Source organism: Parachlamydia sp. (genome assembly GCF_050255895.1).
Lineage (GTDB): Bacteria > Chlamydiota > Chlamydiia > Chlamydiales > Parachlamydiaceae > Parachlamydia > Parachlamydia acanthamoebae.
In genome coordinates this window covers 1-14,598 of record NZ_JBFWIR010000078.1, presented here as the reverse complement: position 1 = coordinate 14,598, position 14,598 = coordinate 1, and the positions used below count along the sequence as shown (strand labels likewise).

The 14,598-nt window shown below is 36.2% G+C and carries 14 protein-coding genes; 10 read left to right on the top strand and 4 right to left on the bottom strand.

Annotated elements, in window-relative coordinates; all coding sequences use genetic code 11:
• The coding region (locus AB7E63_RS11795; RefSeq protein ID WP_428419574.1) for a helix-turn-helix domain-containing protein at positions 1-1,411 on the top strand (1,411 nt) is incomplete at its 5' end.
• Between the two features lie 210 nt (positions 1,412-1,621).
• Here the strand turns inward: AB7E63_RS11795 and AB7E63_RS11790 are convergent.
• The 3 genes from AB7E63_RS11790 to AB7E63_RS11780 form a co-directional block, all read right to left on the bottom strand.
• Positions 1,622-2,641: a hypothetical protein gene (locus AB7E63_RS11790; RefSeq protein WP_006340800.1), complete on the bottom strand. Its 1,020-nt coding sequence runs from the start codon at positions 2,639-2,641 to the stop codon at positions 1,622-1,624.
• 314 nt (positions 2,642-2,955) lie between these two features.
• Entirely contained in the window at positions 2,956-3,183 is a 228-nt protein-coding gene (locus tag AB7E63_RS11785) for a hypothetical protein (protein WP_428419573.1), read from the bottom strand.
• Positions 3,176-3,418: a hypothetical protein gene (locus AB7E63_RS11780; RefSeq protein ID WP_006340799.1), complete on the bottom strand. Its 243-nt coding sequence runs from the start codon at positions 3,416-3,418 to the stop codon at positions 3,176-3,178. The genes AB7E63_RS11785 and AB7E63_RS11780 overlap by 8 nt, the downstream gene beginning before the upstream one ends.
• A gap of 224 nt (positions 3,419-3,642) precedes the next feature.
• On the opposite strand from AB7E63_RS11780, the gene AB7E63_RS11775 reads away from it, so the two are divergent.
• Positions 3,643-4,287: a hypothetical protein gene (locus tag AB7E63_RS11775; protein ID WP_006340798.1), complete on the top strand. Its 645-nt coding sequence runs from the start codon at positions 3,643-3,645 to the stop codon at positions 4,285-4,287.
• A gap of 52 nt (positions 4,288-4,339) precedes the next feature.
• The gene (locus AB7E63_RS11770; RefSeq protein ID WP_006340797.1) at positions 4,340-4,687 is read left to right on the top strand and encodes a DUF488 domain-containing protein; all 348 of its coding nucleotides are present in this window, start codon (positions 4,340-4,342) and stop codon (positions 4,685-4,687) included.
• An 11-nt stretch (positions 4,688-4,698) separates the two neighbouring features.
• On the opposite strand, the gene AB7E63_RS11765 is transcribed toward AB7E63_RS11770, so the two are convergent.
• A complete protein-coding gene (locus AB7E63_RS11765; protein ID WP_428419572.1) occupies positions 4,699-5,556 on the bottom strand; it encodes a ubiquitin-like protein in 858 nt (285 codons plus the stop codon).
• A gap of 321 nt (positions 5,557-5,877) precedes the next feature.
• Here AB7E63_RS11765 and AB7E63_RS11760 point away from each other — a divergent pair, with 321 nt between their 5' ends.
• The 7 genes from AB7E63_RS11760 (at position 5,878) to AB7E63_RS11730 (ending at position 14,243) form a co-directional block, all read left to right on the top strand.
• Positions 5,878-7,182 carry a YihY/virulence factor BrkB family protein gene (locus AB7E63_RS11760; RefSeq protein ID WP_428419571.1) on the top strand — a complete coding sequence of 435 codons (1,305 nt, stop codon included), beginning with the start codon at positions 5,878-5,880 and terminating at the stop codon, positions 7,180-7,182.
• A gap of 99 nt (positions 7,183-7,281) precedes the next feature.
• Positions 7,282-10,053, top strand: a complete 2,772-nt coding sequence (locus AB7E63_RS11755; protein ID WP_036746090.1) for a hypothetical protein — start codon at positions 7,282-7,284, stop codon at positions 10,051-10,053.
• Positions 10,054-10,111: 58 nt separating this feature from the next.
• Complete coding sequence (locus AB7E63_RS11750; RefSeq protein ID WP_006340792.1) at positions 10,112-10,252, top strand: hypothetical protein; 141 nt, start codon at positions 10,112-10,114, stop codon at positions 10,250-10,252.
• Positions 10,253-10,343: 91 nt separating this feature from the next.
• The gene (locus tag AB7E63_RS11745) at positions 10,344-10,934 is read left to right on the top strand and encodes a tyrosine-type recombinase/integrase (protein WP_036746087.1); all 591 of its coding nucleotides are present in this window, start codon (positions 10,344-10,346) and stop codon (positions 10,932-10,934) included.
• A gap of 41 nt (positions 10,935-10,975) precedes the next feature.
• Positions 10,976-11,362: a VOC family protein gene (locus AB7E63_RS11740; protein ID WP_006340789.1), complete on the top strand. Its 387-nt coding sequence runs from the start codon at positions 10,976-10,978 to the stop codon at positions 11,360-11,362.
• Positions 11,363-11,365: 3 nt separating this feature from the next.
• Positions 11,366-11,680 (top strand): helix-hairpin-helix domain-containing protein, encoded by a 315-nt coding sequence (locus tag AB7E63_RS11735; protein WP_006340788.1) that lies wholly within the window; start codon positions 11,366-11,368, stop codon positions 11,678-11,680.
• Between the two features lie 847 nt (positions 11,681-12,527).
• Positions 12,528-14,243, top strand: a complete 1,716-nt coding sequence (locus AB7E63_RS11730; RefSeq protein ID WP_284452663.1) for a hypothetical protein — start codon at positions 12,528-12,530, stop codon at positions 14,241-14,243.
• Positions 14,244-14,598: the final 355 nt, after the last annotated feature.

Sequence of the window (14,598 nt, the reverse complement as noted above, 5' to 3'; positions counted from 1 at the left end):
TATAGTTGTTTTGCATTTTTACCGAAAGAAAGCTGCCTCTTTAATTCCTTTTGTCATTCGGCCTGAAAATATAGATCTTTGGTTAAATTTGAATATGAAGGATCCTTTATTTGAAGAAGCTTCGCAAATGATTGTTCAAATAAAGGACAATCATGCGGTAGATAGAAATCAAACCGCTCTGCTCATTAAAAAAAAGATTGAGGAAATTCCTGTCATTATTCGTCATGAGCGCCATAAAAGTTACAATGAATCTCGCATCCCAAACCATTTTTATGATTTATATTACAATGCTGTTTTAAATCGTTTTACAGGGAAAGATTTAATTGTTGTAGAGGAAGCAACTGGCATAAAACAAAGCGAATTGAATGATAAAGTTACGCACTTCAAGCGAATAGCGGTGACTCAATCCATTCTAACTGAAAATCTCAAAAAAATTGATGGTCTCATTCAAACTGTTTTTCCACTTATTTATCGCTTACAAGGGCGAGAGCTTCTTGAAAATCAAAGGATTGAGCTTTCTAGCCAAAAAATGGCCTGCTTAAGGCCTGCAATTTATAAGCTCCGCTATAAAATCATTCGAATAGATCAAGAAGTTCAAAGTGTGATTAAGGTTGTGCTAGAAAACACCTTTAATAGCATTAAAAAAAATTTAAAATTAAACAATCTTAAATCTTTCTTCTACCATATGATTTTTGAGCAACTCAATAATTCAATGCGCACTTTTTTTTGCAAGTTATTAAATATCTCAAGTTTCCAAACAAACCGTAAAGTTCGTGAATTGAAAGTGAATCAAAGGGCCCACAGTTCATTAGAAGGCATAGCCAGCGCTATAAATCAACTTTCAAATCAGATACATCAAGCCGCAATTAATCCTACAAGCAAGTATGAGGATCTCCAAAAAAAAATTAGCGCTCAGTTACCTTCTAGGAAGAGCTATAAGATACTCTTTTTAAAGCGTTTATTTGAACAAGCTCAATCGCAAATTGATAAAAATTTGATAGCCAAATTAAGTGGAAATACAGAAGATCAAATTAATAGCCAAATCGATGCGACAATTGCGAATAAATATAAAAAAACGCTTTCCATAGATCAGAAAATTAACCGCCATCATGCAAAACTAATAGATGATGCGTTAAATGTAGCTAAAAGAGAAATTGTCAAACTTCAGAAAGAAACAGAAAAATTTCAAGGCCAACTCATGATGGAGCTTCGGACATCACATGGGATGACACAAAAAATTTTTCAGTCTCTTTATAAGAAAAAAAATCCTGGCTATCCGATGAGTGATGGAACTTTAAGTAATCTCGAAAACGGGATAAAAACTATGAGTCGTGAAACTATTCGACAAGTTTCAGAGATTTTCGGGGTGAGTAAAGCTCTTTTTTATCCTTCACATTTTGCTGAAGTTTAATAAGTTAAATGATCTATGATCAGATAAAGGGCTTTAAAAAGCCCTTTAACACAACATAACATGCATTATCAGACGTTATATGGAAAACACAAATAAACTAAGTTTAAAGCCCCCCTCTTCCGATTCCGATTACATTATGTATGAACTTGACACATCCGGGCGAGATGAGACCTATTAACTGTTCTGTTACAACTATTTACATTAAATCTATCAATGAAAGTCAGCTCTGTTATCTCGAAAAAGTTGCTCTAACCTCAATGTTGCCTCAAATAGTCGGCTTTTTTCCAACAAGTATGTCGGATCAAAATCATCGTATTTAATGCACACAAATTTCGGAAAATCCAGATCGCTTCTTGAATCGCTATTACGCATAGCCACATTAATTGTAAAAGGAATGCGAAACTCATCAAAAACAGAACGCATAGCCTCTATTTGTTTTTTTCGTTCCATATCAGTATGGTAGCCATCATTAAAATCGACCACAAGCGTGCCAGCCTTTTTTAGGATTCGTGCTGCATTAAAGAAAATCCCGGCATTTCTTAAAGTGGAAGCCGGGTAAATCCGCTCTAAATAGATATCATCTACACTTTCATCAGGAAAATAAGCCATCTGTTCTAGATTAGTTATCGAAGCTTTGAAATCCGGAAGAACATCAGAATCGGCATCAACAGTAAAGGGATGGTAGGACTTGTTCATACCAGTCTCTAGCACATAACGTCGGCCATTTAATTTAGGAGTGCAGGCATTAATCAGAGTTCCTCTACCAATTAAAAGGTCAACAGGTTCCCCTTGTTCCTTTCGCTCTTGTCGGTAGATAGAAAAAGAAGAATATATTGGTCTGCTTATAATCGTTTCTGGTTGAATATGAGAAACTGGACGGGAATTGCTAGTCTGGCGCTGCAATTTAGGTTGCAATGGTTGAAGAGTTGGTGGTTGATGATCCGCTTGAAAATTTAAGCCAGGATTTACGTTTTGATCTTTGAAAGTTTCTTGATAGTCTCCCATCTTTTTGATCGCTCTGTTAACAACAAATTTTTTGTAATCAATGCAGACGGCTTTTAGCAGAACAGCAAGAGATCTTTCAAAAATATTTATTGAAACAACGGCTAATTCCGTATCACTTTTTACAAGATTAATGCGGTATGCATGATAAAATCGACCTTGCTGGATTTGTAGATGCAATTTCGAATTAACGCTTTCCCTTTTGTCAATTAACGCTAATATTTTCATAATACGACTTTACCTGCATAATTTTAATTAAAAATTGTATTGTACCACAAATTAAAAGTTACTGTAAATAAATAAATTGATTATAAAAAATGATAAAAAAGTGACCTTCGTGCATACATTAATTAAGCTTTGCCAACTTAACAATATCCTTCACTTCTAGAGTTTTAGGATAGCCCTTGCTAACTGCATTAATCATAGCTTGTCCCACTTCCAGCAAGTACAAAAGCCCGATGGATAAAGTTTCCGACCAATAGGATAGAACCAAGCAAAAAACTTGTAATAACTCTTCACATTTTTCTGTCCAGGCGTGACTTTCATAAAAGCTGGACGGAACATGTATGAGTGCTTAAACAATCGCAATAAGGCATTTTCGGTGGCCCTTTTTTTACACGCGCCCATGCAATTCGTCCTTCCTTGCTCCCTGCTGTCAGTCCCTGTGCCTGTAACGTAACAAAAGTCATCTCTGGATTGAGTCGGGCTAGAAGTTGCCCAAAATTCAGTGTGAGATCGTAAGTTATGTGCTTATATTTCTCCTTATTCATAGCAACGGATGAAGCACCCAGACAAAAAAACAAGCATTGTATTCAACCAATTGCGATTCAATGCGCTTAAGATTAAAAAATCAGCATGAATAATTTCGCATAGTCTTGGATGCGACAAACCTCCAGGTTTTCTATTGATGACTAAAACCTGTTCTACATTTGCATGATTAAGACATTCGATCAGAACGCCTTCTCCCACCATGCTCGCTCCACATATAATTGCTTTGATTTTCATGAATTCCTCCTTCAAATTACTACGCAACTTATCAAAGGTAAAGGCATTAATATTTTTTATTTAAAATTTTATTGACGCTATTAAGTTCTTGTTTTAGGTTGAATTTAACTATGTTTAGTCTTGAATTAGGTCTAAAGCATAAAAAGACTTAACTCCTCTCGTCGCTCTGATCTAATAAGACTAACTCAGACTGAGTTTATCAATCACTATCAAAAGGATTTAGTATGAGCACAAAAGTCGAACAAAAAGGCGCTTCAAGTCAACGCTTAAAAGATGAACTAAAAGAACTTAAGTCAAAAAAAGGCAAGAATCAGGAAAGCAGTCGCATTCATGAAATAGCAAAACAGTTGGCTGCAGAAAAAGAGTGGAGTTCCGCAATTGAAGCAATTCAGCTAATAACCGATGAAAAAGAAAGAAATATTTTAATTTCGGATACAATTGAAGGCTATCTTCTACCTGCAAAAGAGATCGATCAAGCTAAAAAATTTGCCAAGTTGCTAACGCCGACCCCCGAAATGGAACCTTTTGTATGGATAAGAATCGCTCTTGCTAGCAAGGATCCAGAGCAAGCTCTGAAACTAGCAAAGCAACTTCCTTCCCCGATCTCAAGAAATTTTGCCTTTATTCATATCATGGAGTATTACCTTTCTAATAAAGAGAAAAGCAAAATTGATGAACTACGCAAGCAAATGCTTGAAAATCTAAAAACAATCTATGACCACAAAAGTAGATCTTTCATTCTAAGGGAGTTAGCTATTAGCTTGTTTTATGCCTATGGTGAAAAAGAACAAGCAAAAGAAATAGCCAAATTAATTCCCGATGAAGATATGCGTTCAAAGGTTCTGAAAAAAGTTGAAGCAACCAAATAAAACTTTATATGTATGCTGCAATCTCTAGTTGCAGCATACAAAAGTGATGCATATGGAAATCAAACTCAAAAGAGTCTACGATCCTGTTTCTAAAGATGATGGATTGCGCATTTTAGTGGAACGTCTTTGGCCAAGAGGCATCAAAAAAGACAATCTTGTCTATGACCTTTGGTTAAAAGAAATAGCTCCCAGCAGCAACCTTCGAAAATGGTTTTCTCATGATCCTTCAAAGTGGGATGAATTCCAAAACAAATACGCCCAAGAATTGAATGGCAATCCAAAAGCTATTCAGAAAATCAAAGATTTACATGCCAAAACAATTACTCTTCTTTATAGCTCTAAAGACACAGAGCACAATAATGCGTTGTATCTTAAGCGCTATTTAGAAAGTAAACTTTAAGCTTTCGTTGGTTAGAACCATAAATTAATATCTTTAAATTGATTGATCTTTAGATTTGCCGTACCCATTATCCCAATTTCTTCTCTTAATGAAAAACATAGGTTATTTCCATTACAGTTCTTCTTATTCACCTTTAGATGAAAGCCATGGTTGATTTTGAAGTAGTCCAAATTGAGCTTGATTCGAAAATCATTTTCAATTTGTTCGATAAAATGCGTTATTTTTCCTGAAGCATAAAATATAGGTAAGCTTAAACCATTTTCCATAAAACATTCTATCTGAGCAAAAAAAGATTCTCGTAGCATCTGCTCGATGTACTCCTGAATGAAACATAAAAATTCCATGCGTGAAGGAATTTTTTGTTTTTTTGAATGCATAAGATGATGAATGATTTCACTCTGCACAATGCCATTTTTTCTCACGTTTTGAGAGAAACAGGATTGAATGAACAATATTTTTTCTGCAAAAAACGAACTGATTAGTTCGAATTGTTCTCTGTTTATTAAACTAAGTTTATTTTTAACATCTTCGTACCTTCGAATGTTTCGATATTTTAATTTAACCGAAACTTTTTTCCCTTTTTCAAAATTGTACGAAAATAAATCTTTATTCAAGTTTTTAAGACAATATCCTTTGTAAAGTAATTTAAAGTGATGCGGAGAAACGTCAATTTTAATACCTATTATTTTTTTTAGAATTTCAACTGTTTCGGAAGGAAAAATTTTGATTTTTAAGATTTTATTTTCTGGCAATTTCACCTTTACCTTACAGGTAAAATCCAATCTAATGACATAATTGAACAGACCTTTCACAATATTGGAAGGGAATTTCTCAAAACCAATACTTTGATCACTTGATGTTATACACATTAAATTTTCATATAAATTTTTGTCGCAATTTAGTAGCCTATCTATTTTATTTATTTTTTGTGTTTCAATTTTTTGGGTTACGACGTAATGAAAAAAATCATTGAGTAAGGAGCCGGAAATTTTTTTATAGGGAATAATGGCTTGGTCCGATTTGGTTTGTGATGTAATTAAATGATTGAAGCAAAGATTTTTAAGAGAGGTTACATGCATAAAAAAAGCCTTATTCGGTTTTGCTGGTTCAGTAAAGCGGATGATTGAAATTCAATCGATTGGTGTCAATTATTTTTGAGTATCTTTACACTTGTAAGAAAAACAGGCATAATGAAGACAATACAAGGAATTATTCTTATGGATGTGTCGTCGTTATTCTCACAGTGGAAACCATCAAAACTTCTCAAAAAAATCGTTCGCATTTCAAAAGCCGCTGTGTGGGGATTTATCGAGCATGATTGTTACGCGAAAAGTGCTTCTCTAGCGTTTTACACCCTTTTGTCAATTGTCCCTGTTTTAGCTGTAGCCTTTGGGATTGCTAAAGGATTTGGATTTCAAGATGCGCTTGAATCATCCATTTTGGAAAAATTTCAGGAAAATAAAGAGATTACCCGCCAAATTTTAGAATTCGCCAATAATACCCTTCACCATGCCGAAAGCAGTGTGATTGCGGGATTTGGAGTTTTGATTCTCTTTTGGTCTGTTTTCAGTTTGCTGGGAAGTATTGAAACATCGTTAAATGTCATCTGGCATATCAAAATAGCCCGTTCCATTGGCAAAAAAATCACACATTACCTCACTCTTATTATTTTAAGTCCTTTATTATTAGCAATTGGGAGTAGTGCGATTGTTTTTTTAGCGGCGCAAATCCGCATCGCCACTCAAGCCGCTATTGGCACAGCAGTCATTCACCCTGTAATGGTTGTCATTGTTAACTTTTTCTCTTTAGTAGTGAGCTGGATCTTATTTAGCGCTATTTATTTGCTTATTCCTAATACACAGGTCCAACTGCGTTATGGGGTTTTTGCAGGAATTATTGCTGGCACTTTTTATCAAATAGTGCAGTGGATATATATTCACATTCAAATCTATCTTTCAAGTTATGGTGCAGTTTATGGTAGCTTGGCCGCGATTCCGTTGTTTTTTATTTGGCTGCAAATTAGCTGGTTGATTGTTTTAATGGGAGCTGAACTCGCCTTTAATGCTGAAAGTGATGCGCTTCAATATAGTTTTGCGTCTGATAAACCTGAAATGGTCTCTAAAAATTCCGCGGCTTTGCTAATTGTAAAAAAGTGCATGGAATCCTTGATCGAAGGACGTTCCCCTCTCTCCATTTTAACTTTGACGCGTGAGCTAGGAATCCCTTTAGAAAACACGCTTGATCTCACCGATTCTTTAACCGAAGGCGGAATCCTTTTAAAAATTCAATCAGATAGCTGTTATCAAGGTTTTCAACCAGCTTTACCTTTGCGCGAACTAACCTATCAACGCGTTTTGCAAGCAATTGAAAAGGACTCTATTGAACAAATTGCTATACGTCCAAGCTTATATTTGGATGAGATACGTGATAATCTAAAAAAGCTAGATGAAGCACATGCAAATCTAACCATTCCCCTTTTGCCAATACAATTTTAAATCTTTCCGTCTGAATTATCTTGAAAAAGCCACTTCTTTTTCAGATACTTCAACCAACATCTTGTCGAGTAAAACTTACCCGCGAATAAAAGGATCTTTATGAAAAAATTCTCTCGGATACTCCTTTGGGGTTTATGCCTCCTAATAGCGTTTAGTGCCATTTTTATGATTTCTCTCCCCTCTATTGTATCGACAGAATGGGCTAAGAACAATTTTTTAGAAGATTTTAATAAGAGAATTCAAGGTCATTTATCGATAGATCGAATGCAATTCGGCTGGTTGGGTTCACAGGAAATCTCTGGACTAAAACTTTATGATGCACAAGGTGAAAAAGTTTTATCCATTGATTACATCTCTCTTCCAACCTCTCCCATAAAACTGTTATGGCAAAGGCAGCTAGATTTCGGTGTTAGCAATTTGAATGCTAAAATCGAGTGGCTTAACCCTCATGAAACGAATTTTCATGAGATTTTTGATCTGCGAAGTCCAACTTCTGAGAACCTTAAACCCATTGCGACCACCATTTTAGAGAACGTAAATGCCAGCTTATCGACAAGAAATCGAGAGGCTTATGCCACAGGCTCCATTAAGACAGGAAAACATTCGGTAGGACAATTTCAATTCAATGCAAATTTATCTCCCGAATTGCATATTTCAGCAGATATCAAAAACCTTCCCGTTGGGCTTTTAGAATTATTGATCAAACCAGAAATGGAACTCCAGAAAATCATCGGTCAAACAGTTGATCTTGCGATTAAGCAAAAAAGTGTTGGTGAAACATCAGAAATTCAGGCTCTTTTTCAATCTAAACAAGCTGAAGGTAAAATAGACGGAGTTGTGCAAGATTCTAACTTTATTTTATCTGCCCCGGCTTTAATCACTTTGCAATCGACGCAAGAATTGAATCAATTTTTATTCGAAGATCGGTTTGCTTTTAATCTGTCCGATAAAATTCAGCTCATGATCAACCGCTTGAATCTTTCTTTTGCTGAACCGCACAAGGCTGAAATGGAAGCAAAAGTTCAATTACCCAGTTTAAAAAGCGCAAGTGAAAACACATTCCAGTTTGAGGATGTTAAGCTTAGTCTTTCACACAATTTTGAGAAAGAGACCACACCCTATCATCTAGAGGGCCTGATGCAACCCTCGCGACAAGGAAACCTTCTACCCAAATTATACTTTACCTGTGCAGGTGAAGCTTATTATGAAAAAAGCCTCACACTGCTCATTCCCTATCATTTTGAAGGGTTTCAATCAGCGGAGAAAGACTCCCCTATACTTAAGTTGGATGGAACTTGGAGTTCTGACATCCATAAGAAAAAACAATTTACGGCGAAAGGAACCGCTTACAATTTTCCACTAGTGTATCTTAACTTGTGGGATCTTCACCCCGCATTACCTGTGGTTTTAGGTCCAACACTCAATTCTGATTTTTCTTTGACTGTAGATGATGTGGCAAAACGAAAAGGAAACTTGCAATTCCATGCTCAAGGAAGTGATTGGCAAGGTGAGGGAACCTTAGTATTAGACGATCAGGTTAAAATTCTTGCGCCCTTAAAAGGCAATTTCGTTCTAAACCCAAATGATTTTGATCAATTACAGAAGCTTTTGCTCCCTCAAAGCACACAAAAATATGCCCTTTTGCAACCATGTACAATTCAATTTAAGCTGAATAAAAGCGCTTTTTCTCTTTTAAATGGAGAAAACTGGCAGACTAAATTGAGCAACAGTCATTTTGATCTTAATTTTTTTACAACTCCAATCCAAATTGTCAATCTTTCGTCAAAAAAGCAGATGAATTTTTCGACCTTAAATTTTGACACATCGTCTGATAATCTTTTAAGTGAAATTAAATTTTCTTTGAACGTAGCTGAAGATAGTCAACAAACAGCTCTTATTGCAAAGGGTTCTGCTAAAGGGATTTTTCAAGATGAAAAAATTAATCTAAATGCTGCAAATCTTGATCTAGATGTCAAGATGCAGAAGTTCTCTTTACCTCTTTTTACAAAATTAGTGGCATCTGAGCAACTTTCAAAAAAAATAGAGGCTCTTATAGGAGCAGAGGTCTCCGCCAATATATCAGCTAAACTTGAGAATCTACAGGGTCCTTTGAATGTTTCAATTTCAGGTGAAAACGGAAAGCTATCTCTTGATGGTCAGTTGGAAAATGGACACTTAACTCTTTCAAATCCTTTAACTGTCCAAGTAAAAGCCACTCCTGAATTTGGAAATGAAATCTTGGAGGATATTCTTCCCCCCTTTAGTCAGGTCATTAAATCGGATGAAATGCTCCAAATTATTCTCGATGCAAAAGGTTTTTCTCTTACTTTAAGTCCTTTTGATATCAAATCTGTCCAAATTGCAAAAGGTACACTTGTGCTAGGAAAGATGACCTTCATTAACAATGGCATCATTCGCACACTTCTAACGTTTCTTAAAGGAAATAACAACCCGGAAATTACAGCTTGGTTTACACCTCTTTATTTTAGCATGCAGGATGGTAATTTGAAACTGCAGCGGATGGATATGCTTTTTGCAGAGCACTATCCTCTTGCTTTATGGGGAAATGTCTCCATTCCGAAAGATAAAGTTGACCTTGTGGTTGGGATTACAAAACCAGCGATTAATCATGCCTTCGGAATTGAGGATTTATCAGCAGATTATGTTATGCAAATTCCTATAACGGGCACACTTGATAAAGCAAATGTGAACATTACACAAGCTGCGGGGAAAATAAGTGCCTTAATTGCGAGAAATCAAACGAATTCAACTAGCCAAATTGTAGGAACGCTTTTAGATGTGGTAAGTGGAAAGTTAAATGAAGAAAAAGTCCCTCCGCCAACTACGACGCCTTTCCCATGGGAGAAATAATTGTATAAGCATTGGTTCAAATCCGAGGTTTAGAAATCATGGGGTCATTTTTACGATAGTGCCTGATATTGGAGTTATTGAAGGAATTGACGTTTCTCGGAATATTCTTATCCGCCAGCTCGCCAGCTGGTTTGATGAAGAAAAATGTTCCAAAGGAGTGACATCTCTGGAAAATTACCGAAAAGAGATGGGTCTATGAAACAAGGGGTAGCTTTACGAGAAATCTACGTTTTAGCCGCGATTCATGCTTTTGCTGAATTTGTCGGTCTTAATAGCCCAGAACATGTTGAATGGCGTCGACAGATCAAGGAAAGCGTGATTATGCCCTTTTATTATTTTTGTTCAATACCGGTACTCGTGCAGATGAAGCTGCTCAATTGAAAATTAAGGATCCTGATATCGCTTACAATGCAAAAAAGAACTTTTCCATCATCCTTATTAGAGGAAAGGGTGATAAATTACGCCGCTGTCCTCTTTGGCATGATACAGTTAATGAACTAACCTCTCTTATGGATGAAAGAGGACCGAATGAACATGTATTTCTTAACCATCGTAAAGAGCCAATCACCCGATTTGGTATTCACACATTAGTCAAGAGACACGTTAAGACAGCGCTTATTGTCCCTTCTTTAGAAAAGAAACGTATCAGTCCTCATACAATTCGACATACTACTGCAACTCATCTTCTTCACGCTGGTGTAGATATCAATACTATTCGGGCTTGGCTCGGACATGTTTCTATCAACACAACGAATATTTACGTTGAAGTTGACCTTGAGATGAAGGCTAAAGCTTTAGCATGCTGTGAGGTATCGAGCAAAAAGATAAAAAAGCATTGGCGTGACGACAAGAACTTAATGGATTTTTTGGATTCTTTATGAGACAATTGCCTACAATATTTATGTATATCATGGAGTATAACATGCATCTAGGCTACATTATCATCTACGTCTTAGACGTATCTGCGACTATTTCTTTCTATGAAAAAGCATTTGGACTCAAACTTCGATTTATGCATGAGAGTAATCAATACGCAGAAATGGAAACAGGCCAAACAACTCTGGCATTTGCTAATGAAAATTTTGCAATGGCTTCTCTTCAATTCCGACCAAATCGACAAAAAGAACAACCTGCTGGTGCCGAAATTGCGTTTGTAGTTGAGAGCGTAGAGGAAAAATTCAAACATGCAGTAAATTTCGGAGCTGTAGAAGTTGCTAAACCTGTTCAAAAACCGTGGGGCCAAATAGTCTCGTATGTTCGAGACAATAATGGCTTTTTAGTCGAACTTTGCAGTGCAATAAATGGGTAGAGGATGTCAGTCAAAAAGAATCTATCAGATTTAAAAAATGTTGGAAAAGCAACGCTAAGGGACCTAGATATTCTAGGTATTCATTCAGTAGATGAACTAGTACATGAGGATGCTACACACTTATTTGAACAGTTAGAGAAATTAACAGGAAAGTGTCATGACCCCTGTATGTGGGATGTATTTGCCGCCATTATACACGAGGCTAAAACTGGAGAACCTACTTCATGGTGGGCATGGACAGCACAGCGAAAAATTCTGCAGAAGACAGGAAAACTAACTCATTCAAGTTTTGGAGGGAGAATTTTAAAGTTTATGTAATTTCTAGGGTGTGTCGCGCCAACTACTCTAATGGCTTTCTCTAGTGGATAGAGTTTATGCTCATCCGTTATTTTTTCTGATGTATTCCTAATTAACTGCTCATTCTTAAATTTCAGCAAAATGAGAGGAATAGAAAAGAGTTTTGTTAATGCCAAAAACACCAGAAATTCTTTGAATTATTCTAGGAGAAAACTTCATTTTTAAACTCGGATGCTTTGCTTTATAAAGGTTTATAAAACTTTCATTTTTCATTTTAAATGTTTTACGTAATGTCTTAAATAATTGACCTTGAAATTTTCTTGTTTCATTTTCTAGTTTTTCTCTTTCTTCAATTTTAACTAGGTAGATGGTTTGTGGGTGTTATATTCCTATCAAATATTAGAAGCTGGGTATGACAATCATTGTTTCGGAAACTTGCGCTAAGACAAAAAGTTGTTATTTTTGTTAAAACTTTGTGTCAAAAGAAAAAATACATGAACCCGCCAACAAAGTAATTTTTTCAGTCCCTCCCCTCAGATAGGGATAGACCCAACATTCATGTCACCAGCCGCCACTTGGATTAATGAAGCGATATTCTCATATTAAGGTGCTAAAAGGATCAGCAGAAGCAGATTAATACGAATATAGGGAATACTACTCCGGCAATTCAAATGGTTGTTGGGACCCGAGTCTAACCCAATTCTTAAGATGCATGTGGTGCATACGTTCAAAATCCCGGCCAGCCCTTTATTCAAATGTTTGATGATGTTCACGAATTATAATATGGAATTTTTCAATAATAAAATAAATCGTGACTTTTATATTATTTTTATGTAAAATTTAAAATAAAAATTATTTGGTTAATAAAATGAATACAATTCAATCTTTAGATTGTTCTCGTCTTGCTGATAAATTCATCGATTACGCAACCAAGGGGACGAACGAGTTTGAAGGCAAACCGGGGTTTTCAGAAAAAGTGAAAGAAATTATCCGTGCAGCTGCGGAGTTAAAAATCGGACGTACACTTTTGCCAGAATTGTTGGAATCAGGAAAATCCATAACTATTTTAGAGGGCAAAAATGATGATCTTATTGGTGGAAATATGTTAAATCCCATCACTTCAAGCATTTCATTAAATTTTGCCAAAAAAATATTTTATACAAGTATTAATGAAGACGGCGAACGACAAATAGTAGAAGCTCCTTTTGTCTACAGTTTTCTCCATGAAGCGACACATTTCAAGCACTGGATCATGGACCCTCAAGCATTGCAGAGGCGGTTACATGCAGACTCGTCAATCCCCGATATGGATAACCAAGAGGAAGAATTGACAATCACAGGAAGCATCGTAGGCGCGGATGAGAGAGATCCTTTCAATGATAATGCCGTTCTCGCAGAGTTAAAATTGCCTCCTAGAATAGATCATCAGAGTTATATTCTAGAATCACCGGTCGAAGCCATTCAGGAAATAATCTTAAGTAGAGCTATAGGAAGTCTAAGAAAAATATTAGCTTCACCAGAAGGTCAAAAAGAGGTGGTTGACTCCGCGGAGATACTGCTTCCATTCATAGTGGAAATTATCCTTAAATGCAAGTCCTCCTCTATGTTGACAGAATATGCAGCAATCATAAACCTCCTCATCAGTAAAGGCTGTAAGTCTGATAATGCTCTTGAGTCTTTGGTGAGACTAATTGGGGAGGTAAAAGATCTGACTATCCGCAAACAATATTTAGAGGTCATTCAACAGTTAATTACTGCAGGGTGCAAGTCTGATAATGCTCTTGAGCCTTTGGTGAGACTAATCGAGGAGGTAAAAGATCTGACTATCCGCAAACAATATTTAGAGGTCATTCAACAGTTAATTACTGCAGGATGCAAGTCTGATAATGCTCTGAAAGATGCCACACGACAAGCAAGTATGGAGATTGATCCGATAAGGCAAAAGGAATGGTTTGGGATCATTGGTCAACTTATTCAAGTAGGATGCAAGGCTCCTAATGTTCTTGAAAATATTGTGGGTATCATACAACAACGCACAGATGATCGGATGATGCAACAAAATTGGGCAATACTTATTAAACCATTAATCGATGAGACCCTAGACGTTATTGAATCTAAGATGGTGCAAGAGTTTTGCAAGAACATGAATGAGTTAATTAGCGCAGGATATGCGGCCATCGGGTTGGAGTTCTTCAATGTTGATCATGAATTTCACCCTAATCGAGAACTCTTCGTGCAGCAATCGCAGGAATTACAAAATCAATTAAAAATTATTAATAGTTTCATTGAAGCAGAGTATAGCTTAGAAGATATGGCGACGATTTTAAAATCAGATTGTAGTTTGATGTCAAATATAAAAAAATTTTTGCACCTTGATTCGTTAATTAATGGCACTCTTCATGTTGCTCTATGTGGAAAGACATTTGTCCAAGGGCTACCAGGAGAATTCCTCATACCACAATTCAAGCGAATTGGAGAAGCTTGTGAGTCGATTATTAGATTACATAGGCAAAAACAGGACCAAACTAAGAAGACTTTGAAATTGTTAGTAAATTTATGTCTTCTGGATAACATACATGTTTAAACCTTAAATTATAGTCTAAAGAATATTTACCTTTCCCACGGCTTTCCCTCATTTGAATGAAGTGGAGAGGTCGAGGAGATTTGACTTCTTTACTCGCTTCAATCATTTGCCGAGCCATTACAATTGATTGGGCTGGAGTTGATTTCTTGGGGTCAGCTCAGAATTCGGATTATAAAGCACGTTAAGGATTTCAACCTTTTTGGTCATTGCCCTAAGATCATTATAAATATTAGAGTGTCAACAATATATGAGTATCAACAATAATAGACCGTTTTTTCGCGATTCCATCACAGATGGTTGGACAAAAAAAGATTGGGCTTTAAATTTAATTCCTCTGGGAGGCATTGCCTCCGTT

Excerpts from the sequence above, each read along its gene's own strand:
- AB7E63_RS11755 (WP_036746090.1), top strand. The coding sequence starts at position 7,282 with ATGAAAAAATTCTCTCGGATACTCCTTTGGGGTTTATGCCTCCTAATA.
- AB7E63_RS11765 (WP_428419572.1), bottom strand. The coding sequence starts at position 5,556 with ATGTGTATAACATCAAGTGATCAAAGTATTGGTTTTGAGAAATTCCCT.
- AB7E63_RS11740 (WP_006340789.1), top strand. The coding sequence starts at position 10,976 with ATGCATCTAGGCTACATTATCATCTACGTCTTAGACGTATCTGCGACT.
- AB7E63_RS11760 (WP_428419571.1), top strand. The coding sequence starts at position 5,878 with ATGAAGACAATACAAGGAATTATTCTTATGGATGTGTCGTCGTTATTC.
- AB7E63_RS11775 (WP_006340798.1), top strand. The coding sequence starts at position 3,643 with ATGAGCACAAAAGTCGAACAAAAAGGCGCTTCAAGTCAACGCTTAAAA.
- AB7E63_RS11730 (WP_284452663.1), top strand. The coding sequence starts at position 12,528 with ATGAATACAATTCAATCTTTAGATTGTTCTCGTCTTGCTGATAAATTC.
- AB7E63_RS11745 (WP_036746087.1), top strand. The coding sequence starts at position 10,344 with ATGGCGTCGACAGATCAAGGAAAGCGTGATTATGCCCTTTTATTATTT.
- AB7E63_RS11785 (WP_428419573.1), bottom strand. The coding sequence starts at position 3,183 with ATGAATAAGGAGAAATATAAGCACATAACTTACGATCTCACACTGAAT.
- AB7E63_RS11790 (WP_006340800.1), bottom strand. The coding sequence starts at position 2,641 with ATGAAAATATTAGCGTTAATTGACAAAAGGGAAAGCGTTAATTCGAAA.
- AB7E63_RS11735 (WP_006340788.1), top strand. The coding sequence starts at position 11,366 with ATGTCAGTCAAAAAGAATCTATCAGATTTAAAAAATGTTGGAAAAGCA.
- AB7E63_RS11780 (WP_006340799.1), bottom strand. The coding sequence starts at position 3,418 with ATGAAAATCAAAGCAATTATATGTGGAGCGAGCATGGTGGGAGAAGGC.
- AB7E63_RS11770 (WP_006340797.1), top strand. The coding sequence starts at position 4,340 with ATGGAAATCAAACTCAAAAGAGTCTACGATCCTGTTTCTAAAGATGAT.